Here is a 22,036-nt window from a genome sequence, read left to right as displayed (position 1 = left end):
TTATAGATGATTATTTTAATTCACTCAACATTTGATTAGCTTCATCTTTTAATTGTTGAACTTCGTTATCTGGAGCATCCTTTGTAGGATACCATCCCTTTTGTTTCATAGCATCAAATATCATATATTGAATGTTTTGATCATTTTTAAAATTACCAATTAGTGTATTCCTCAAATTTGCACAAGAAGATTCAGTTATTCCTGTACTATAAGCTGTAATAGTTTGTTTTTCGGAAGCGAGTAAGTCTTGCATCAATTCTTTTTCAGTCATTTAATATCCCTCCATTTATATATTATTGATGAGAATCAAGGTAGGTCTTTAATGTATTAAAATTTTGTTTGTGAGTATTACTAGCTTCAGTACAAAGATTTTTTAAATTCTGATCAGTGCATTGTGTACCATACTCATTAAATTTTTTGTTAAGAAGTGATTCATATCCCAACTGATCTTTAATTACTTTTAAATTGTTACTTTCAAGTTGTTTATTTTCAGTATTCATCATGTTTATTACCTCCACTAATTTATTAAAACCGCTACAAAATTATTATCTACATTTTACATTTAAATATAAGTGGTAAATTGATGTAATAAAATATAAAATAATTTATTTTAATAGAATAGATTAAAGTGGGGAAAAATATTTTTAACAACATTTTGGAAGCTTCAAGTCTGATATCTTCTATAAGTGGCAGTTGTCTAGCCCAGTAAAATTATTTTGGTGGCAGTCTAAATCTGCTTCCAAAGTTGTTAATATTTCAGCTCCGCAGGAGATGATTTAATAGGTATTTATAGCATACTTAAAAAATTTAAGGAATTTTTAAGGTAATATTAATCAATATTTAATAAAAATAGAGTACAATAATATAATAACGAGGTTAATTGAATGGGAGTGACTATTATGCCTACTATAAATATGCTGTCATCAGCAGACAAAATAAAAGGTCAAGGGGTAGGATCAGCATATCTCGAACAAGTAGATTTAGTCCGGAATGGATTAGATAAAGAATATAAAGTTGTGGTGAATAAAAAAGAAAGAACTGATATAATGCATTATCACACTATCGACCTTAAGCATTATTTAAGCATATATTTTGCTAAAAGAAAAGGTGTAACAGTGGGTTATGTGCATTTTTTGCCTGAGACTATTGAAGGAAGCATAAAATTGCCTCATATAATAAAAAATATTTTTTATAAATATATTATAAGTTTTTATAAGAGTATGGATTATCTAGTTACAGTAAATCCTAATTTTATACCAAGACTTGAGGCTTATAATATTGATAAAAAAAGAATTACGTATATACCTAATTTTGTTTCAACTGAAAAATTCTATAACCTTACAGATGAAAAGAAATATATAGCAAAGGATAAACTGAAAATTGCAAGAGACGCGTTTTCTGTGCTTGGAGTGGGCCAAATACAAACCAGAAAAGGTGTTATTGATTTTATTGACATCGCAAGAAAAATGCCAGATATTCAATTTATCTGGGCAGGTGGATTTTCTTTTGGAGGTATTACTGATGGATATAAGGAATTAAAAAGTGAAATGGAGACTGCACCTAAAAATATTTTATTTACAGGAATAGTTGATAGAGATTTGATGAATGATATATATAATGTATCGGATCTTCTTTTTATGCCATCATATAACGAACTTTTTCCTATGTCAATACTTGAAGCGATGAATACATCTACTCCGGTGCTTTTAAGAGATTTGGAACTTTATGAAGATATATTATTTGACTATTATTTAAAAGAACATGATAATGAAGGTTTCATGAAGGCTATACAAAAATTAAAGAATGATGCAGATTATTATGAGCAGGCTAAACAAAAGGCAATTCGAGGGCACAATTTTTATTCTAGAGAGAGCGTGCTTGGCATGTGGAAAAGTTTTTATAAGAAGATATGGCCAAAAAAAAATAGGTAAATTATTAAATGATTTTTGATTTATTCTTCAAATGTATTAATATAATTATTACTATACGGTTATGGAAATTAATTACCTTTTACTCCTGTTAATCTTTGATTTTTCTGCATTTATGAATAAATAAGCAAGAACGTTAATGCTTATTAAATGAAAGAATTTTCATAAGAAAATTATAGTAATTAAAGGGGACTGATTATGAATATTGGAATTTTTACTGATGCTTATTATCCGCAAGTAAGTGGAGTGGTTACATCTACTATGATACTAAGAAATGAGTTAATTAGACTTGGACATAGTGTAACTATTATTACAGTTACGCACCCAGATGTAGAAGAGAAGGAAGGCATAATAAGATTACCTAGTTTACCGTTCTTTCTTTTACCTTCTCAAAGGGTGGGAATAATATATTCACATAAAATTATGAATAAGATAAAAAAACTAGACTTAGATATAATACATACACAAACAGAATTTAGTATAGGTATATTTGGGAGAATAGTTGCTAAAAGATTAGATATCCCTGTGGTTCACACGTACCATACAATGTATGAAGATTATATTCATTATGTATCAAGTGGTATAATGCTTAAGCCTGCATCACAATTCGCAAAAAAGGTAAGTAAGCTATATTGTAGAGATTGCAGTGCTATAATAGTACCTACCAAAAAAGTGAAAGATGCATTGCAACAGTACGGTTTAAGAAGACATATCGATGTAATACCTACAGGAGTTAATATTGAACCCTTCAGAAAAGGTAACTTTGATGACAAAATTATTAACGAAGAAAAAAAATCTTTTGGAATAAATGAAACCCAACCAGTTGTATTATATATTGGGCGTATAGCGAAAGAAAAAAGCATAGATGTAATTATAAATAGCATTAAAGAATTAATTCGCAAAATACCAAGTTGTAAATTGCTTCTTGTTGGTGATGGACCGGAGCGTGAAAGCTTAGAAATGTTATCTAAGCATCTAGGTATTGAGAAATCTGTAGTATTTGCTGGTGAAAAGCCTTGGTCTGAAATTGGAAAGTATTATCAGATGGGCGATGTGTTTGTAGGGGCATCTCTTACTGAGACACAAGGATTAACTTTTGCAGAAGCAATGGCGGCACAAATTCCTGTTGTCGCTAAGTATGATAAGAACTTGGATGGTATGATTAAAGATAAAATTAATGGAAGAGTATTTTATAAAGATGAAGACTTAGCCAACATATTATCTGAAGTTCTAATTAATAAAGAGGAACGTGATTCAATGGTAAAAAATGCTTATGATGGAATAGAACCATTATCTTCTAAGTGTTTTGGTGAAAATGTTGAGAAAATTTATATGGAAGTTGAAAAACAAAGCTGTATGTTACAAAACCAAAAAGTGACATAATTAATTTATGAGAAGAAAATTGTAAAACACAATTTTCTTCTTTTCTTTTATTTTAAAGAAAAATTTATGCTATATTATTTATTTATTTGGTACAATGTAATAAATACAAAAGAAATGGAGTGGGTTAGAATGAAAATACTTTATTATGATTGTTTTTCAGGTATCAGTGGGGATATGAATTTAGGGGCATTACTAGATTTAGGTATAGATAAAAAATATTTAGTAGATGAGTTAAGTAAGCTCAATTTAAATGGATATGAAATAAAAGTTTCAAGGGATATCAGAAAAGGCATAGAGGGAACGAAGGTGGATGTAATTTTACAAGAGCATGATCATGCTGAAAGTGAACATAATCATGCTGAGGGTGAGCATGATCATGCTGGAGGTGAGCATAATCATGATGAATGTGAGCATAATCATCAACATTCTCATGAGGAAGTTAGTGAGGTACATCTTCATGAGCACCATCATGAACATCTCCACAATGACAATGAAGGCGCTCATACGCATGTACATACAGGCATTGAGCATATTCATAAGGACCAAAGAAATCTTAATGATATAGAGAAAATTATAAATTCAAGTGAGTTAAGTTCTAAAGTTAAAGAATTAAGTATGAAAATATTTATGAAGGTTGCGTTAGCTGAGGCAAAGGTTCATGGAAAACCATTATATGAAATTCATTTTCATGAGGTAGGAGCGGTAGATTCTATCGTTGATATAGTGGGAGCTGCTATTTGTTTAACTTGTTTAAATGTTGATAAAATAATGAGTTCTTCTGTGGAACTTGGTGGCGGGTTCGTTAAGTGTGCACATGGCCTTATACCAGTGCCAGCGCCTGCTACTGTTGAGATTTTGAAGGGAATTCCAGTAAAACTTGGAGCAGTACCATTTGAAACTACAACCCCTACTGGAGCTGCAATTCTTGCAGCTAACGTCTGTGAATTTAAAGATGATAACAATTTTATTATAAATAAAATTGGTTATGGAATAGGAAACAGAGATACTGAAATACCTAATGTACTAAGAGTCATGTTAGTAGAGGAAGTAGATAAACAAATAATTAGCACGAAATATGATGATGAAACAGTTGAGCAAATTATTGAATGTAATATAGATGATATGAATCCTGAGTTATATGAGTATATTATTGATATGGTTTTTAACGAGGGCGCTTTGGATGCATATATAACTCCAATTATAATGAAAAAAGGGAGACCAAGCGTAAAAATAAGTATTTTATGTGAGGAAGATAAAACTACAAGGATGAAGGAAATACTGTTTAGAGAAACTACTACCCTTGGAGTAAGAAGTTTTAAAGTAGATAAAACAAAACTTAAAAGGAAGTTTATTAAAGTAAATACTAGTTATGGCGAAGTTACTGTAAAAGAGTCTTACTATAAAGGAGAAAAAATAAAAAGCAAGTTTGAATATGAAGAATGCAAGAGAATAGCTAAAAGTGTCGGTGTACCTATAAGTGAAGTATACGAGAAATTAAGAAATGAAATACAATATTATACTAAAGTATAAAATAATGGGACTTTAAATTTAAAAAGGTGGGTGACATATGAATTCAAAAGAGATGGAGAACTTTCTTAAAAACATAAAAAATGGCGATATATCTATTGAAGATGGTATGGATAAGTTAAAAGATCTGTCTTATTCAGATTTAGGATTTGCAAAAATAGATAATCATAGAGAACTTAGAGTTGGGTATCCAGAGGTTATATATTGTGAAGGTAAAACTGTTAAGCAGATAAAAGGAATAGTTAGTCTAATGCTCACTAAGGATGTTAACATTCTTGGAACAAGGGCTACTAAGGTTATGTATGAAGGTGTTAAAGAAATATGTGGGGATGCGCAGTATAATGAACTTGCGAGAACAATTGTAATTAAAAGAAAGTCAGTTGAACCTTCGAGTACATATATTGCATTAGTAACAGGAGGAACCTCTGATATACCTGTAGCTGAAGAAGCGGCTGTTACTGCTGAAATTTTTGGAAATAGGGTTGAAAGAATTTATGATGTGGGTGTAGCGGGCATTCATAGGCTTTTTGACAATTTAGATGTTATAAGGCGCGCTAAGGTAATTATAACTGTGGCAGGAATGGAAGGAGCACTAACAAGCGTTGTTGGGGGATTAGTTGATAAACCAGTTATAGCTGTTCCAACAAGTGTAGGCTACGGTGCTAGCTTTAAAGGGCTTGCTGCACTACTTAGTATGTTAAATAGTTGCTCTAGTGGAGTCAGTGTTGTTAACATTGACAATGGCTTTGGTGCAGGATATTTAGCAAGCATCATTAATAAGTTATAAATTATATTTAGAATCAATTCTTATATTTATAAAGACAAGTTACCCACTAACCGAGGGTTATTATAGCCTTCAGTTAAGTTAGTAACTGTTTTTTAGTTAGGGATAAATTATTTTAAATCAATAAGCGAACTTATTACAGCTTAAAAGGCGCACAGATTTTAATATATCTGTGTGTCTTTTATTTTTTAATTATGATGTAGAAGCGCTATTGTAAATACTCTCGTAGACTTTAAGAGTGAGACCTGCAGTGTTTTCCCATGAAAATTGCTTAGCTCGTAGTAGTGCCTTAGAACTAAGTTCAGATCTCAACTTCTCGCTGCTTAATAGGTTACCTATAGCAAGCGAGATATCTTTAATATCATAGGGATTTATTAAAATACCGGCATCTCCTACAACCTCTGGGATAGAAGTGAGATTAGAGGCGATTACAGGAGTGCCACAATTCATTGCCTCAAGTGGGGGTAGTCCAAAGCCTTCATAAAAAGATGGGTAGATGAGGGCTTCGCAGGAGTTATAAAAAAGAGGTAAATGATCTTCAGGTATAAAACCTGCAAAAATAACATGAGATTGCATGTTTAATTCATTTGTAAGTTTTACTAATTTCTGACTGGAGTCTTTATAATCACCTACAATAACTAAATTGTAATTTTCGCCTAGATCTTTGTATACTTTAGAAAAAGCAGTTATTGCAGATGCCACGTTTTTTCTTTCGCTGAAACCACCTAGATATAGTATAAAGGGATTTGCTAAATTGTATGATTTTGCTAAAAAGTTTTTACAGTGAAGTTTATCTAGCGGAGTATATTTTGAGTCTGCAGCGAGTGGAGTTACAAAAATTTTAGACTCGTCTATTGGGAAATATTTAAGGATATCTCGCTTTGAAAATTCAGACACTGTTATTATTCCATCAGAGTTACCTATAATTATTGGCATCTCTTTTAAAAATTTCAGTAAATATCCTCGCCCAACTGTTTCAGGCATAACATATGGAATCAAATCATGTATAGTGACTATTTTCTTGCAAGATATTTCTGGAGATAAACCTATACCATTTTGTGGCATATGATATATATCTATGTTCTCTTTTGAAATATTTTCTGGGAAATAATAATCCTCAAAGAATCTTTGATGTTTTTTAGATGTCATTATTACTTTACAGTTCTCTTTTTTTATGCTTTCAAAATTACTGCCTGACCAAAAAACGTGGTAATTATTAACAGAATCTATATTGATTAAATTTTTAAGTACATTTTCTGTATAAGTTCCAATACCAGTCCCATTATATAAATTGACACCTCTAGCATCAATTGCAATCTTCATAGGATTCACTCCTTAAAATTATTAGAAAAGCTTTATGTTTAAAAGAATCTATTAAAAATAATATATATATTATTATATTATTTTATCTTATAAAGTGTGTCATTTGAGTAAATATAATTATGCACAAATCATTCTAAAGGTTCATATATTGCAATAGAACAATAATTCGGAGGCATTGATTTGGAAATACAAGAGGTAAAGGAGATAGTAAAGAATAATTACTCTCTTAGTATTAATGATATAGAAAAAATAAAAAACGTTTATAGGATAGAAACAAAAGATAATATGTATTGTTTGAAAATAGTTAATTATGAACTTGGGCATTTTTTATTTATTATTGGTGCTATAAAACATTTGCAAAATAATGGGTTTCAAAGTATACCTGAAATTATTGAAACTATTGATCAAAAGGAGTATATAAGACTCCAAAATAAATACGCATATTTAACACCTTGGGTAGATGCACGGGAATGCGATTACGATAACCTAGTAGAAATAAAATTATGTACAACAAAACTTGCGCAGATTCATAAAAAAAGTCTGAATTTTAAAGTCACACCTGATATGAAACCTAGAATAGCATGGCTTAAGTGGATAGAAACTTTTAAAACTCGCGGAAATGAAATATTGGATTTTAAGAGAAGGATAAGTGAAAAAAAATGTATTACAGAATTTGATAGTAATTATTTAAAGGTTATGGAGGGTGAGCTTGCAAGGTGTAATAAATCAATACACAATTTATATAAAAGCCAATACGTAAGTAAGATGAAAGAAGAAATTAAACATAGGGGATTCTGCCATCATGATTATGCTCATCATAATGTGTTACTTGAGAAAAGTGGGGGAGTGAGTGTAATTGATTTTGATTATTGCATCTTAGACACTCATTTACATGATTTAAGTAGTCTTCTAATAAGGAGAATGAAAAACGGTAAATGGAACCTTGAAAATACATTTTTCATAATGGATGAGTATGATGACACATTTCCAATATATAAAAGTGACATAGAGGTAATGTCAGCATTTATGGAATTCCCTCAAGAATATTGGCAAATAGGAATTCAATATTATTGGGAAAAAAAGAATTGGGGAGAAGAATTTTTCTTAAAGAAGCTTGAAAAGATGAATGAGGACAAAGTGGATAGGCAAATTCTTATTGATAAGTTTAGAAAAATAAAATATGGGAGGTAATATTATGGGGAAAAGTAAAAAAGAGATGTATATGGATGAGCCGGAATTCGACATAAGTGAAGTACAAGAATCAACAGTTGAGGAATATGATATGAAGCTTGACAATATGAAGGATGAAGTCAAGAAACTAAAGAAAATAAGGAGAAGACAAAAGAAACTTAATGAATTAGAATTTCAGCAAAAGGAAATTTTAAGAAAAATGGATAAAAACTGTAAAAAGAATAAATAGCACGATGCTATAGTAGATAGCACGAGGCTACAGTATAGCTATTAATAGATTGAATTTGAGGTGGTGCAAGTGGCAATAAGTATCTATAATGATTTTTCTGACTATATGATGTTTAAAAATATTAAAAAGGTAGATGTTATTGATTTTAAATATAAAAACACAGTGATAGATATACCGGAAGAATTAATAATAAAGCAGTTTGGTGCTATTTATGAAGTGCATGAAAAGTGTATGGGGTTTAACGGATATCTTAGAAATAGATTAAATAACAATACAGGTAAAACGATAGAAGAGTATAAAAAATCTATTAAAAAGCTTAATGTAGATATAGGTAACATTAAAATAAATGGACCTCAAAATTCCTTTGAAGAAATAATTATTAAATATGGGGAAAAGGTTATAAATAGAGGAGAAGAATGTATAAGGGAAGTAAATGGTTCAAATTATTTAGAAATCATAACAAGAAGTATGAGACGCTCCGAAATATGTTTAGGGAATACAGATTTTCAAAACCTTAGTAGGCGTGATTTTATTTACGTGGTTGATTTTAAAAATTGTAGTTACAACATGGTAGAGATGGATTGTTTTCCTTTACTTAGCTGGTTAAAGAGAAAAGGAGCGAAACTAAATTTTTGTAAGCTTGCTAAAGAATTTTGTTATATCGAAGGATTAGATGTTAATAGTGAAAGATTTTTAATAGCATTAATCTCATATCCTCATGAGTTCATGAAATGTTGTAATAGGTATAGAGCAGGTAAAAGAATGTGGCATGAGGATAAGTTTTCCCAGAGGATAGTAAAAGCTTTAGTTCAAGATGGAGATCCGTTATTTTAAATTAGTAAAATGGAAACTAGAGAGGTGACAATATGTTAGATGTTAGATACAAAGATAAGACGTATTTAAGTAAATATGATCTAGATGTAAATTTATTTAGTAAATTTGATCTTTTAGTTTATGATGTTATACCAGTAAGAAAGGTTTTTATACTTGATACAAATAAGGGGGATAAAGTTTTAAAAAAAGTAAACTATAGGATAGAGCAACTTGAATTTATTAACTGTGGCATTGAGTACATTAGAAATAATAATTTTGATAGAATTATCCAATTTGAGAAGACAAAATCTGAATTAATATATGTTCCCTGGAAAAGTGATTTATATTGCATTATGAATCTAGTAGAAGGAAGGGAGTGTGAATATAGTAATCCAGTTGATGTAATGCTTACGTCTAGAGCAATAGCTGCGCTTCATAAAGCATCACAAGGCCTTATGGATAAGGATGAATTTAAAAGACTACTTGCAAAGAATCAGCAGCGATACTTAAGCGGTAAGATTATACAAAATTATAAAAGGAAATTAGATGAACTTATATTTTTTAAAAGCATAGCAACTTTAAATGAAAATAAAAATGAATTCGATGATATATTTTTAGAGCATGTACAATACTACGCGGAAAATATAAAAAAAAGTATAAATATTCTTAAAGGATCAAATTATTACGAATTATGCGACGAAAAAGAAAAGATTGTGTTTTGCCATCATGATTTGGCTCATCATAATATATTAATTAATAAGGAAGAAGTATATTTTTTAGATTTTGATTATGCTGTTTTAGATTTAAGGGTTCATGACGTTTGTAATTTTATTAATAAGGCCATAAAAAACTTTTGCTATGATATAGATAAATGTAGGAGTATTTTACAAGGATATACTGAGATAAATCCATTAGATGATAGGGAACTCAAGGTGCTTTATGGTATGCTTAGCTTCCCTGAGGATTTTTATAGTATAGCGAAAGACTATTATACAAGAAAAAAACAGTGGAGTGAAGAAATGTTTTTAAGCAGATTAAAGAAGAAAGTAGAGTATAAAGAGGATAGAGATAAGTTTTTAGAAGACTTTAAAAATTATTATAATTGCTAGTAAAATTAATATCCTTGATGCTGTTAAAACCCCCATTTAGTGATAAATACACTACATGGGGGTTCTTTTCTATTAAAGTGGGAAATTATATTTTGTTTCTTTTTAGTATGTTTTGATAAGCAATTAGAGTGTCTGTAGCTGTACTATCCCAAGTTAAGGTAGAGGCTCTTTTTAATCCTTTAGTTATAAGGGATTGCCTTAAGGTATCATCGTGAAGTACATTATACATTTTTTCGCTTAATTCATTAATATCATAAGGATTTACAAGTAGCGTTGAATCTTTAACTATTTCAGGAATAGATGTGACATTTGAGGTTATTACAGGAACTCCACAAGCCATTGCTTCAATTGGTGGTAGGCCAAAACCTTCATAAAATGAAGGATACACAAAGAGTTCGCAAGCATTGTACATGAAGGGTATATGGTTCATGGATATAAACCCTGGAAAGATTACTTTATCTTCAATGTGAAGTGCTTGTGCCCTTTTTATATATATATCATAGGATTTACCTTTGCTACCTGCAATGACTAATTTAATATCTTTCTTTAATCTTGGAAGAAGCATGCTAAAGGAATCAAGTAATCCAAGAATATTTTTTCTAGGACTAAATCCTCCGATATATAGAATATAGTCTCCAGAAATAGAATAGTTTTTTTCAACTATAGATTTACTGAGAATTTTGTCATAAGGTTTATAAATATCCTCACTAGCTAAATAAGTAACGTATATTTTTTCTCGTGGAAAATTAAATGCTTTAATAATATCTTCTTTTGAATACTGGGACACAGTAATTATTCCATCGCACATAGAAATGATATTTGGTAACTTTTCATTGAAAATTTTAAGGTATTGATCGCCTACTGTATCGGGCATTTTATATGGAATAATATCATGCAGAGTAATAACGAAGGGGCAATCTTTGCTAACAGGTAAGCCGATACCATTTTGAGGAACATGGTATATGTCTATAGACTTGTCTAGTAAGGGGTTAGAGACATTTACCTCATTCCAGAAGTTATCTTGTTTTTCCTGTTTAATGTTTTTTATATGGAAATTATTTTTGAATGGTATAGCTAGATTACAGTCGTTTGGCACAAAAAGCGAATAATCATTATAATTATCAATTTTATTTAAAGAGTTAATTAGTTGGTAAGAATAAGTGCCTATACCAGTTCCTCTATACCACTTTGCAGCTCTAGCATCAATTCCAATTTTCATTTTAAGACTCCTTAAACAACGATTTAATATATCTATATATTTTATTATATTAAAAGAAATCATAAATGTTATTAAAATATTCAATAATTTATTCTAAAATGAAATATTAGTAATATAAATGATAGAGGGGGTGAGTAATATGATGAGGGAATTTGAAATCGAAAGACAGTACGGAATTAAAATAGAAAGTATACGTCCCAATAAGGGAGTGTATTTATTAAAGACAGATGATGGAACTAAGTGTCTAAAGAAAATAAGTTACGGCACACAAAAACTTTTGTTTGTATACGGAGCTAAAGAACATCTTGCAAATAATGGCTTTGACAAGGTGGATAGATATTTTTTAAATACTGAAGGAAATCCTTATGCATTAGTTAATGAAGATATTTATACACTTTCAAAGTGGATAGATGGTCGTGAGTGTGATTTTCGAAATGAAGAGGATTTAATTTTAGCTGCAAAAAACTTAGCTTTGATGCATATTGCATCAAAAGGATATGATCCACCAGAAAATAGTAAGTTAAAAACAGATCTCGGAAGATGGCCACATTTAATGGAAAAACGAATAAAGTCATTTGATAAAATGCAGGGCATGATTAGAAAAAAGAAGAATTTTAAATCGGATTTTGATATGAACTATATTAGGAGTGTGGAGGATCAAAAGATACTCGGAAAAAGAGCTATGGAAATACTCGATGACTCAAGGTATTTTGATATATGTAGACAAACAGAAGCCGAAAAAGGGTTTTGTCATCATGATTATACTTATCATAATATTATTGTTGATAAGAATAATGATGTAAATATAATTGATTTTGATTATTGCAAAAGAGAAGTAAAAGCATATGATTTATCTAATTTTTTGATCAAAATGCTTAAAAAGCAGGATTGGGACATAAAGTATGCTGAAATAGTATTAGAGGCATATAGTAGTGTAAATCCTCTGTCATTAGAAGAGTACAGACTTATATATGCATTTCTAGTATTCCCACAACGTTACTGGAGACTTTGTAACAGATACTACTATAATGAAGTTACGTGGATTCAAAACACCTTTAACAAGAAGATGGAGGAGTTGATTTCTGAAAAAGAAAAGTTTATGGTATTTATTGAAGATTATAAAAGAGTATTCAATCAGAGATAGTTTAAATCATACTATTCATTAAAGTTATGTAGATGAAATATTTACATAACTTTTTCATGCTCACCTATTAGCTATAATTTCATAATATATAATATGAGATTAAATGCGGAGGTGGTATTATGAAAATAGGAGATATTGTGGTAAGGAAATCTTACGGGGGAGACATTACTTTTAAAATAATGGATGTTGTGATAAGAGATGATAAAGACGTGTTTTTACTTAAGGGAATAAATTTAAGGATAGAAGCTGACTCAACAAGTGATGATTTGCAATTAGTATCAGAAGATGTTATTTATGAAAGTGATAGGGTTTTTAATAAAAAGGTAAATGCATCTATTAAGAAAATATTAAATAATAGGGTTAAAGGCACTAGGGGAGATAAATCAGAAGCAATTGATTTTAAAGGAAAAATTAAAGAACTACAATCAAAAAAAGAAAAATACAAAGAATATAAAAATAAAAATATGACTTTCGGAAGACCAGGGAAAATATTACATGTAGATGGGGATGCGGAATACTTAGAAGTTTGTCTAAAGACTTATAAACAATTATCTTTAGATGCTGTAGGTAGAGTAATATCTGAAAAAGACCAACCGAATGAGATAGTGAATCTTGTTAAAGAAGTTAAACCTGACATAGTAGTGATTACAGGGCATGATGGCATGGTGAAGGGAATAACCGATTATATGAATTTAGATAATTATAGAAATTCAAAATATTTTGTAGAAACAGTTATTGCCCTTAGATCTTATAATAGTAACTATGATGATTTAGTTATATTTGCAGGTGCATGCCAATCATGTTATGAGGCGATTTTAGATGCTGGTGCTAATTTTGCTAGCGCCCCAAATCGTGTTCTAATCCATTGTTTAGATCCCGTTTTAGTTTCTGAGAAGATTGCTTATACAAATATAGAAAATATTGTAGCTATAGAAGATGTTATAGAAAATACTATAACAGGACTTGCAGGTATAGGCGGATTACAAACTAGAGGTAAGTATAGAGAGGGATTTCCTAAATCACAGTATATATAGTTATATGTAACAAAAATGGTCATTAGAGAAATTTATATATAATATAATACAAATAACATTATATTGAGATTTTAGGGGGTAAAGGCCCATAAAGTAGATAAATATTAATTATATGACTAATAATCTATGAAAAATGAATTTTATTAACACAAAATCAACATTGACAAAATTGTTATAGTAGTGATAAAATGTTATACCTACTTGACAAAAATAAAAATATGATGTATAATATAAAATGTGGAAAGAGGGTGTTTGCAGTGGAAAAAATTAATGTATTGACCTCAATAAAAGATGAAATTGAAAGTCATGTTGGCGAAAGAGTAACACTTAAAGCCAATGGTGGAAGAAGAAAAATTCTTGTGGATAATGGAGTTATTGAAAAGACATATCCTAATATTTTTGTTATTAGATTAGAAAAAGACACCCACAGGACTGTGACGTATAGTTATTCAGATGTTTTGACAAAGACGGTTCAAATAGTTTTTGCAGGATAAACGATACTGTATCATAGTATCGTTTTTATATTTATAAATTATCTTATGAATTTAAGATTAACAAGGCATATATTAAATGAAATGTATTTAGTTAGCAATAACAGTGCGTTTTATATAATATATGTTTTTTTATTTAAAAAATATGATGAATTATGTTATACGATTATAAGAAATAAATATCATATTTTGATCACTATTTATATATATATTATATAGTAGGTATTTTAGGAGGGTAGCGATACGTAAATGTTACCCCAATAGAAATACAAGGAGGTATAATATGGAAATAAATTTAGTTAGAGAAAATATTGAATATGAACAATTACTAGGTGAAAACACTGTTGATACAGTGGTGAAAGAGGAATATGTGATACCGGATACTCACCCAGATGTTAAAGAAATTCTTATGTTAGATGTTAAAACTTCTATAAACTCTAAAGAAATAATTCAAGATAAAGTATATTTAGAAGGTGAAATTCAATATAATGTACTTTATATTACAAAAGATCAAGATCGCAGCGATGTAGAGAATGTTGTATATAATTCTAAATTTTCAAATACAATAGATATAATGGGTGCAATGCCTGAAATGCTTTGTGATGCTGAGTGTTTTGTAGAACATATGGAATGCAGAATAGTTAATGAGAGAAAAATATGCCTAGAGGGTATATTGAAATCAAAATCTGAGATATACAAAAATTATAATTTTCAAATAGTTAAGGATATCGAAGCAGTAAAGGATGTGCAATATTTAAAAAATCCTACTAGTATAGACAAGGTAACAAGGAATTTTGAAGGTGAACTTATTGGGAAAGCTAATATAAAAATTCCAATGGACAAACCAGAGATTGCTAGAATTATAAAGTGCGATGTTAACATTCATAAAAAAGAAGTTAAATTATACGAAGGAAAAATTCAACTTAATGCCTATGCATTTATTAATATGATATATAAGGGCAAAGATAGCAGGGAACTGACTTATGTTGAACACGAAGTTATGGTAAATAAGGAATTAGATTTTGAAGAGGTAAAGCCTTATATGGATAATTATACTGACTTTAAGGTAGATGCCATGGAGTTTGATGTTAAGGAAGATGATTTAGGTGAAAAAAGAATTATTGATGTAGAGTTTATAATAAAAACTAATACACGAGGCATGTATAAAGAAGAAGTAGATATGATTGAAGATGTATATTCACCAACTACGATGCTTGAGATGGATAAAAAAGATTTTGGTCTTAATGTAATGCAAGGACAACTATTAACGGAGACATTAGTTAAGGGTGATATAGAATTAGATAGTAGTAGAAGCACACCAAGTAAGGTTATTATGACTAATGCGACTGTTTGTATAACGGATAAAAAGGTAATAGATGATAAGGTTATAATTGATGGCATAATGAATGTGACAGTGTTATACAGAAGTGATGATGAAGAAAAATATTTATCCGCTGTGTCTGAGGAGATCCCTTTCACCTGTGGTGCTGATATATTAGGTTCCAAGATAAATATGAGCAGCATGTGTAAAGTATCGATGGAGAATATAAACGTAGATATTGAGGCAGGAAATATAGCAGTTAGGGCTGTTGTAAAAGTGTATGCACGTGTAAATTATATGGTGCAAAAGAAATTCTTGGTTGATGTGTATCCAATAGAGGGCGAAGCACCTGCGAAAAGAGCTAGCGTTACTATTTATGTAGTTCAAGTTGCGGATACATTGTGGAAAATTGCTAAAAAATATAATACTACAATTCAAGACATTGCAAGAGTTAATCAAATAGAAGACCCTAATGTTATAAAAGTTTCACAAAAACTTATAATACCAGGTAGAATAATTATATAACTAAAATGCTTTATCATCTTAAAAAAGATGGATATTTCTTTTAGATATAATTAGCCCCAATGTGCTTTAAATAACACATTGGGGCTTTAATTATAGTATATTATTTTAAATTATGTGTAGCAATATTAATTATGTTGTAATATACTAATTTTAATGACATTTCAGTTAAGCGGTAACTTGAGAAACTGGTAATAAGAGTTGGAGGAAAAGCATGTTAGTAAAAGCTTATGGAAAAATAAACATATCTTTAGATGTAGTAGGTAAAAGAGAAGATGGGTATCATTTACTAAAAATGATTATGCAAAATGTAGATTTATATGATTCTATGTCCTTTCAAAAATGTAATAAAGGTATTAATATAAGCTGTAATAAACCTTACATACCTACAGATGAGAAAAATTTAGTATATAAAGCTGCACAACTTTTTATGGATACTTATAATATTCATGAAGGAATAAACATATATCTTAAAAAAAACATTCCGGTTGCCGCAGGTATGGCAGGTGGAAGTGCAGATGCAGCAGCTGTTTTAAAAGCGCTCCCGGAGCTCTTTAAAATAGATGTAGATATTAATGAACTTATGAAGCTAGGCGTGAAAATAGGGGCAGATGTTCCTTATTGCATAATGGGAGGAACAGCACTCTGTGAAGGGATAGGAGAAATTATTACTCCTCTTACGCCTTTTAAAAATCAAATTTTAGTATTGGTTAAACCTAATTTTGGAGTGTCAACAAAGGAAGTTTTTAAAAATTTAGATGTTACCAAAATTTTTAAGCATCCAGATACTGATGCAATAATTAAGGCTATGGAAGAAGAAAAGTTAGAGAATGTGTGTAATGGCATGAAAAACTTGCTTGAAAATGTTACTTTAAGAAAATATCCTGTGCTTAAAAGGATAAAAGAAGATATGATTAAAATGGGTGCAATGGGGTCTATGATGAGTGGAAGTGGACCTACGATATTTGCTTTCTTTGATGATATGTTAAAAGCCCAAAGGTGTTATGATAAATTTAAAACTCAATATAAAGAAATATATTTAACAAGAACAATTTAAATATAATTTTTTAGGAAAACATAAAGAACGTGTAAAAATCATTTGTGATTTTTACACGTTCTTTATATTTATTATCATGTATCTAAGTGAATATTTTTTGCAAGTGTCGTAAAAACTAGCTAGGTAATAAAAATAATATTGCAGTATAGGTTTTTCATAACATGAATTATTCTTCTAATTATACTAAAACAAGGAGTTGAAAATGAGAATATTAGGTTTGTTTGATATATATTTTTTAATAATGATGCTAATTGAAGGTAGTGTGGTACTTAGCGTAGACGTAAGATTTTTTAAAAAGTCTGGCGTAGTAATCCTTAGCAGAAAAGCACATATATTAGGATGGGCCTCAATTATTATAGCTATTACTTTATTTGTACTCAGGTGGATATTTTTAAAAATATGAATAGTTAGATTACACACATAAGGAGGTGAAGCATATGAAGGAAACAATAAACGATAAAATTGAATTAAAAGCAGAAAAAAATATTGAGTACTTAAAAGATCTTTTACAAGATAACTCAGATATGATTTTTAGAACTTTCAATGTGGAAAAGTGGAAGGCATCATTGGTCTATATAGACGGAATGGCAGATAAAATGCTGCTTGATCATTATGTATTAGAGCCATTAATGCTTGCCTCAAAGGGAATACAGGATGTAGAACAAATAAAAGACAATATTCTTGCGGTAACTGATATGCGAGAAGTCAAAAAAATGAGTGAAGGAGTTAATGCTGCACTTTCAGGGGACACATTAATGTTTATAGATAATTTAGATTGTGCCTATGTTATTGCTTCACGTTCTTGGCCTGCTAGAGGGGTGGGTGATCCATCTGGTGAAACTGTAATTCGCGGTGCCCGGGAAGGGTTTACAGAAACTATAAGATTTAATACTGCTTTAATTAGAAGACGAATTAGAGATACGAGGCTACGAATTAAGCGTAATACTTTAGGGACTAGATCTAAAACAGATGTGGTTATTATGTATATTGATGATATAGCAAATAAAGGAGTACTCGATGAACTTGAGCACCGAATCGATAAAATAAACATTGATGCAGTTTTCGATAGTGCATACATAGAGCAGCTAATAGAGGATAATAAATATTCTCCTTTTCCTCAAATACAAAGTACGGAGAGACCGGATGTAGTCGCTGCAGCTTTATATGAGGGAAGAATAGCAATTCTTGTGGATAATTCTCCATTTGCAATTATAGTACCAGCAACATTGCCTAATTTGTTTCAATCACCTGATGATTATTATCAAAGATGGATGCATGGTTCTATAGTTAGATTTATAAGGATGCTAGCTATATTTATTTCCCTTACTGCGCCTGCACTTTATGTAGCAATTACATCTTATCATGCAGAGATAATACCCACTAAATTAGCCTATGCCATAGCAGCCTCAAGGGAAGGTGTGCCATTCCCGGCATTTATAGAGGCTATAATGATGGAAATATTTTTTGCACTGCTTATGGAGGCTGTGGTTAGATTGCCAAGGCCTATTGGAGCTACTATCGGTATTGTTGGAGGGCTTGTTATAGGCCAGTCGGCAGTAAGTGCAGGAATAGTTAGTCCAATAATGATAATTATTGTGGCGATTACTGCTATTACTACATTTGTAACTCCTAACTATGAGGTGGCAACAGCTTTTAGATTTGTTAGATTTTTACTTATTATAGCTTCAGCGATTATAGGCTTTTATGGGATAATGATTGGTCTCATTGTACTTCTTATTCATCTGGTTAGAATGAAGAGCTTCGGAGTGCCTTATTTGGCTCCAGCAGTTAATACTAATATTAAAGATTTAAAAGATATGTATATTAGAGAGCCCATATCTGAGCTAAAAGAAAGGCCTAAATACATGGAAACAGGAGATAAGATAAGACAGAAATAGTTTGAACCGTTTTTTATTTGGAGGTGAATATTATAATATGACAGATAGAGAAAAAGTTGAGGATTTTGGAATATTTACAACCGTTGTGGTAGCCATAGTTGGTGTAGGAATATTTTCAGCGCCAAGGGAAGTCATAGATAAAGTAGGTAGTGATGCATGGATACTTACTATAATTTGTGGGATAGTAATTTTTTTATTATTGCATCTTATATACAGAGTAATGAAGAGGAATAACTTTGAGGATCTCACAAGTATATTACAAAATAATTTTGGTAAGCTCCTCGGAGGGATATTTGCTGTTACTTTTTCAATTTATAGCATATTCATTGTTTCCCTTGGGATGAGGGAATTTGTCGAAGTAATTAAATTATATTTATTAAGGCGAACTCCTACAGAATTTATTTTAATGATTACTATTTTGACGGGGACATATTTAGTAAGAGGTGAAATAGGTGATTTAATTAAGTTTAATGAAATATCATTTTGGGTTATGTTTATTCCAGCCTTTGCAGTGCTAATTCTTACAGTAATAAATGCGGACTTCACGAACTTATTGCCAGTACTTCACAATAAACCATTTGAATATTTTAAGGCTTCTAAATATATTCTGTTTAGTTTTGGTGGAATAGAAATAGTATACCTCGTTCTTCCCTATGCTAAAAACAAGAAAACTTCTTTGGGTGTGCTAAAAAAGAGCATAACATTTGTAACAATATTTTATTTTATAATAATGATTCTTGTTTTAGCGGTATTTTCCAAAGCACAGAGTAAAGTGATATTATGGCCAACTATTACCATGATAAAGTCACTTTCTATACCAGACACATTTATAGAACATTGGGAAGGAGTAGTTATGGCATTTTGGATATTTTTTTATTTCACAACATTTGTTAATACGTATTTCTTCTCATGTGAAATTGTAAAAAATGTAGCTAAGTTAAAAGATAATAAGTTATCCTCACTGTTAATTATGCCTATTATTTATGTCATAGCTTTATATCCAAAAAATATAGCTGAAATTTATAATTTGCAATTCAAAACTAACCCTGTTTTATTAACAGCAATATTTCTTTTTGTAGTGTTACCAATACTTATATTAATTATAGGTAAAAGTAAAGAACGCGGAAGGGGGAAGAGCATAGATGAAATTTAAAAAGATTTTACCAATAATTCTAAGTTGTATTTTATTGAGTGGATGTTGGGATAAAGTGGAAATAGATAGGCGGAACTTCATATCTACTATAGCTGTTGATGCTGGAGAAGATATTAGTAAAGAGAAGGTGTTAAAAAGTATTAAGTCGGATGAGCCATTTGCTGAGAGGCAAATTAAGAAAATCAATGTAACTTATGGATTTCCAGACATGAGTATGCTCGTAACAGGTAAAAGTGCCTTGGATAAGTATATTAATACTGACGCCTATTCTATGGAGGATGCATATTCTGAAGCTACCGCTAAAAGTAGTAGAGATATATACATGGGACATACCAAGCTTTTAATATTAAGTAGTAATTTATTAAAACATAAGGATACTGTTAAAGAAATAATAGATTACATGCAGCGAAATCCTAATATAAATAGGATGATGCAGGTTGTTGTTTCGGACGGTTCAGCACAAGATTATGTAAAATTTAAACCTATGACTGAAAATAGTTCACAATATTATATTTCAGGACTTATGGATAATAGCAAAAGAAATTCTAGAATTATGAGCACTACTTTAAATGAATTGCTTATATTATTAAGTGAAAATGGCAATGCCCTATTGCCTAGAATAACGATAGATAAGGGAAAAAATGAATTGATGTTAACGGGGGCTGCCATAATTAAAGGTTATGAGTTAAAAGGATATTTTACGCCAATTGAATTATTAGATATTCAATTGCTAAATGGTAAGTTTAAGGTTGGTAAAAAAGTAATATATGTGGATGGTCATCCTGTCGATTATGTGATAGATGGATATACAAGAAAAATGAAAGTTGTTGAAGAAGGAAACAAATTAGTTATCAATGTAAATATAAACCTTGAGGGGCAGATAAGTGAATATTATGTAGGTAAAAAAATACTTGATAAAGGTGAGTTACAAAGGTTACAAAATAATTTTAATAAGTCTATTAGTAAAGAATGTGAAAAAATTATGGAAATTGCTATAAAAGAATTTGGGATAGATCCCTTTGGTACCAGAGAATATATAGAAAAATTTAAACCAGCTTTGTGGGAAAAAATAGGAAATAAATGGGATGAAGAGTATAAAAAAATATCAGTAAAAGTAATTGTTGATACTGAAATTCGTAGAATTGGAGCGGTTCAATGAATACAATTACATAATATGGTAATGATATTAATATAGATTTATTATATCCGGGGGGGATAAACATGAAAAAATTTATATTAACAAGTTTTGCCGTAATGATTATAATTTTAATAGCTCTAAATTCAACGAGTACAAGTGGGAAAGCAAGCCAAAGCGATGTTGCGAGTAAACTTATAAGATTTCATGTAATAGCTAATAGTGATGATAAAATAGATCAAAATATAAAATTAAAAGTAAGAGATTCTGTTTTAAAATATATATCACCAAAAATTGTGGATTGTAAAAATATAAAAGAATCAAGAAAAATTATAAATAATGAAAACGAAAATATCAAAATAATTGCGCAGAAAGTTATAAAAGAAAATGGGTTTAAATATTCAGTAGCTACCTCTCTATCAGAAGAATATTTCCCGGTTAAAACCTATGGAAATATAACTTTACCTCAAGGCAAATATGAGGCATACAGAATAATTATTGGAACGGGCACAGGGCAAAACTGGTGGTGTGTAATGTTTCCTCCGCTATGTTTTGTAGATATTACAAAAGGTAATGTGTCTTATGAAAAAACTGAAAAAGAAATGAAAACAGTATTATCAGATGATGAATATAGTGTGGTAGATAACACTGTTAGTAGCAAAAAAATAGTTGTAAAATTTAAACTAGGAGAAATTTTTACTAAATTATTTGGCTAAGAATAAATCAAATAGCTAATATGGCATATAAAAATTAATGATTTTTATATACCACCTTG

General features: G+C 30.1%; 22 protein-coding genes. 18 read left to right on the top strand and 4 right to left on the bottom strand.

The genetic code is table 11. The annotated features are described in order from the left end of the window. Positions 1 to 10: 10 nt before the first annotated feature. Together KPL37_RS06400 and KPL37_RS06395 are read right to left on the bottom strand one after the other, a co-directional pair. Positions 11 to 271 carry a spore coat protein gene (locus KPL37_RS06400; RefSeq protein WP_216146819.1) on the bottom strand — a complete coding sequence of 87 codons (261 nt, stop codon included), beginning with the start codon at positions 269 to 271 and terminating at the stop codon, positions 11 to 13. Positions 272 to 293: 22 nt separating this feature from the next. Further along, the gene (locus tag KPL37_RS06395; protein ID WP_216146854.1) at positions 294 to 500 is read right to left on the bottom strand and encodes a hypothetical protein; all 207 of its coding nucleotides are present in this window, start codon (positions 498 to 500) and stop codon (positions 294 to 296) included. Between the two features lie 399 nt (positions 501 to 899). Here KPL37_RS06395 and KPL37_RS06390 point away from each other — a divergent pair, with 399 nt between their 5' ends. The 4 genes from KPL37_RS06390 to larB all read left to right on the top strand — a co-directional run bounded on the left by KPL37_RS06390 (position 900) and on the right by larB (position 5,625). Continuing rightward, positions 900 to 1,931, top strand: a complete 1,032-nt coding sequence (locus KPL37_RS06390) for a glycosyltransferase family 4 protein (protein WP_216146818.1) — start codon at positions 900 to 902, stop codon at positions 1,929 to 1,931. Between the two features lie 195 nt (positions 1,932 to 2,126). After that, entirely contained in the window at positions 2,127 to 3,311 is a 1,185-nt protein-coding gene (locus tag KPL37_RS06385; protein ID WP_216146817.1) for a glycosyltransferase family 4 protein, read from the top strand. Positions 3,312 to 3,440: 129 nt separating this feature from the next. Beyond that, entirely contained in the window at positions 3,441 to 4,841 is a 1,401-nt protein-coding gene (gene larC, locus KPL37_RS06380) for a nickel pincer cofactor biosynthesis protein LarC (RefSeq protein ID WP_216146816.1), read from the top strand. Positions 4,842 to 4,878: 37 nt separating this feature from the next. Then, positions 4,879 to 5,625 carry a nickel pincer cofactor biosynthesis protein LarB gene (larB, locus tag KPL37_RS06375; RefSeq protein ID WP_216146815.1) on the top strand — a complete coding sequence of 249 codons (747 nt, stop codon included), beginning with the start codon at positions 4,879 to 4,881 and terminating at the stop codon, positions 5,623 to 5,625. 189 nt (positions 5,626 to 5,814) lie between these two features. On the opposite strand, the gene KPL37_RS06370 is transcribed toward larB, so the two are convergent. Beyond that, positions 5,815 to 6,945, bottom strand: a complete 1,131-nt coding sequence (locus tag KPL37_RS06370; RefSeq protein WP_216146807.1) for a glycosyltransferase family 4 protein — start codon at positions 6,943 to 6,945, stop codon at positions 5,815 to 5,817. A 180-nt stretch (positions 6,946 to 7,125) separates the two neighbouring features. On the opposite strand from KPL37_RS06370, the gene KPL37_RS06365 reads away from it, so the two are divergent. The 4 genes from KPL37_RS06365 to KPL37_RS06350 all read left to right on the top strand — a co-directional run bounded on the left by KPL37_RS06365 (position 7,126) and on the right by KPL37_RS06350 (position 10,287). Next, positions 7,126 to 8,136, top strand: a complete 1,011-nt coding sequence (locus KPL37_RS06365) for a CotS family spore coat protein (RefSeq protein WP_216146805.1) — start codon at positions 7,126 to 7,128, stop codon at positions 8,134 to 8,136. Positions 8,137 to 8,140: 4 nt separating this feature from the next. Beyond that, a complete protein-coding gene (locus KPL37_RS06360) occupies positions 8,141 to 8,365 on the top strand; it encodes a hypothetical protein (protein WP_216146803.1) in 225 nt (74 codons plus the stop codon). A gap of 69 nt (positions 8,366 to 8,434) precedes the next feature. Next, positions 8,435 to 9,199 carry a hypothetical protein gene (locus tag KPL37_RS06355; protein WP_216146801.1) on the top strand — a complete coding sequence of 255 codons (765 nt, stop codon included), beginning with the start codon at positions 8,435 to 8,437 and terminating at the stop codon, positions 9,197 to 9,199. Between the two features lie 32 nt (positions 9,200 to 9,231). Beyond that, positions 9,232 to 10,287, top strand: coding sequence for a CotS family spore coat protein (locus tag KPL37_RS06350; protein WP_216146799.1), 1,056 nt, complete (start codon positions 9,232 to 9,234; stop codon positions 10,285 to 10,287). Between the two features lie 85 nt (positions 10,288 to 10,372). Here the strand turns inward: KPL37_RS06350 and KPL37_RS06345 are convergent, their stop codons facing one another. Then, positions 10,373 to 11,506 (bottom strand): glycosyltransferase family 4 protein, encoded by a 1,134-nt coding sequence (locus KPL37_RS06345; RefSeq protein WP_216146797.1) that lies wholly within the window; start codon positions 11,504 to 11,506, stop codon positions 10,373 to 10,375. A gap of 139 nt (positions 11,507 to 11,645) precedes the next feature. On the opposite strand from KPL37_RS06345, the gene KPL37_RS06340 reads away from it, so the two are divergent. From KPL37_RS06340 to spoIIR, 10 genes are all read left to right on the top strand, one after another. Then, positions 11,646 to 12,650: a CotS family spore coat protein gene (locus tag KPL37_RS06340; RefSeq protein WP_216146795.1), complete on the top strand. Its 1,005-nt coding sequence runs from the start codon at positions 11,646 to 11,648 to the stop codon at positions 12,648 to 12,650. Positions 12,651 to 12,769: 119 nt separating this feature from the next. After that, on the top strand, positions 12,770 to 13,684 hold the full coding sequence (gene yabG, locus KPL37_RS06335; RefSeq protein ID WP_216146793.1) for a sporulation peptidase YabG: 915 nt from the start codon (positions 12,770 to 12,772) through the stop codon (positions 13,682 to 13,684). 221 nt (positions 13,685 to 13,905) lie between these two features. Beyond that, positions 13,906 to 14,178 carry a Veg family protein gene (locus tag KPL37_RS06330; RefSeq protein WP_216146852.1) on the top strand — a complete coding sequence of 91 codons (273 nt, stop codon included), beginning with the start codon at positions 13,906 to 13,908 and terminating at the stop codon, positions 14,176 to 14,178. A 280-nt stretch (positions 14,179 to 14,458) separates the two neighbouring features. Then, the gene (locus tag KPL37_RS06325; protein WP_216146783.1) at positions 14,459 to 16,021 is read left to right on the top strand and encodes a DUF3794 and LysM peptidoglycan-binding domain-containing protein; all 1,563 of its coding nucleotides are present in this window, start codon (positions 14,459 to 14,461) and stop codon (positions 16,019 to 16,021) included. Between the two features lie 211 nt (positions 16,022 to 16,232). Next, positions 16,233 to 17,075: a 4-(cytidine 5'-diphospho)-2-C-methyl-D-erythritol kinase gene (gene ispE, locus KPL37_RS06320; RefSeq protein ID WP_216146781.1), complete on the top strand. Its 843-nt coding sequence runs from the start codon at positions 16,233 to 16,235 to the stop codon at positions 17,073 to 17,075. 202 nt (positions 17,076 to 17,277) lie between these two features. Next, positions 17,278 to 17,478 (top strand): CLC_0170 family protein, encoded by a 201-nt coding sequence (locus tag KPL37_RS06315; protein WP_216146779.1) that lies wholly within the window; start codon positions 17,278 to 17,280, stop codon positions 17,476 to 17,478. A 34-nt stretch (positions 17,479 to 17,512) separates the two neighbouring features. Then, positions 17,513 to 18,973, top strand: a complete 1,461-nt coding sequence (locus tag KPL37_RS06310) for a spore germination protein (protein ID WP_216146764.1) — start codon at positions 17,513 to 17,515, stop codon at positions 18,971 to 18,973. Between the two features lie 37 nt (positions 18,974 to 19,010). Then, positions 19,011 to 20,126: a GerAB/ArcD/ProY family transporter gene (locus KPL37_RS06305; protein ID WP_216146762.1), complete on the top strand. Its 1,116-nt coding sequence runs from the start codon at positions 19,011 to 19,013 to the stop codon at positions 20,124 to 20,126. Then, positions 20,116 to 21,285, top strand: a complete 1,170-nt coding sequence (locus tag KPL37_RS06300) for a Ger(x)C family spore germination protein (RefSeq protein ID WP_216146760.1) — start codon at positions 20,116 to 20,118, stop codon at positions 21,283 to 21,285. Before KPL37_RS06305 ends, KPL37_RS06300 begins: the two co-directional genes overlap by 11 nt. Positions 21,286 to 21,347: 62 nt before the next feature. Continuing rightward, the gene (gene spoIIR, locus KPL37_RS06295; protein ID WP_216146757.1) at positions 21,348 to 21,977 is read left to right on the top strand and encodes a stage II sporulation protein R; all 630 of its coding nucleotides are present in this window, start codon (positions 21,348 to 21,350) and stop codon (positions 21,975 to 21,977) included. The last annotated feature ends 59 nt before the right edge of the window (positions 21,978 to 22,036 follow it).

The organism is Clostridium frigoris (assembly GCF_018861865.1).
GTDB lineage: Bacteria > Bacillota > Clostridia > Clostridiales > Clostridiaceae > Clostridium_AD > Clostridium_AD frigoris.
This window is presented reverse-complemented; position numbering and strand designations above follow the sequence as displayed.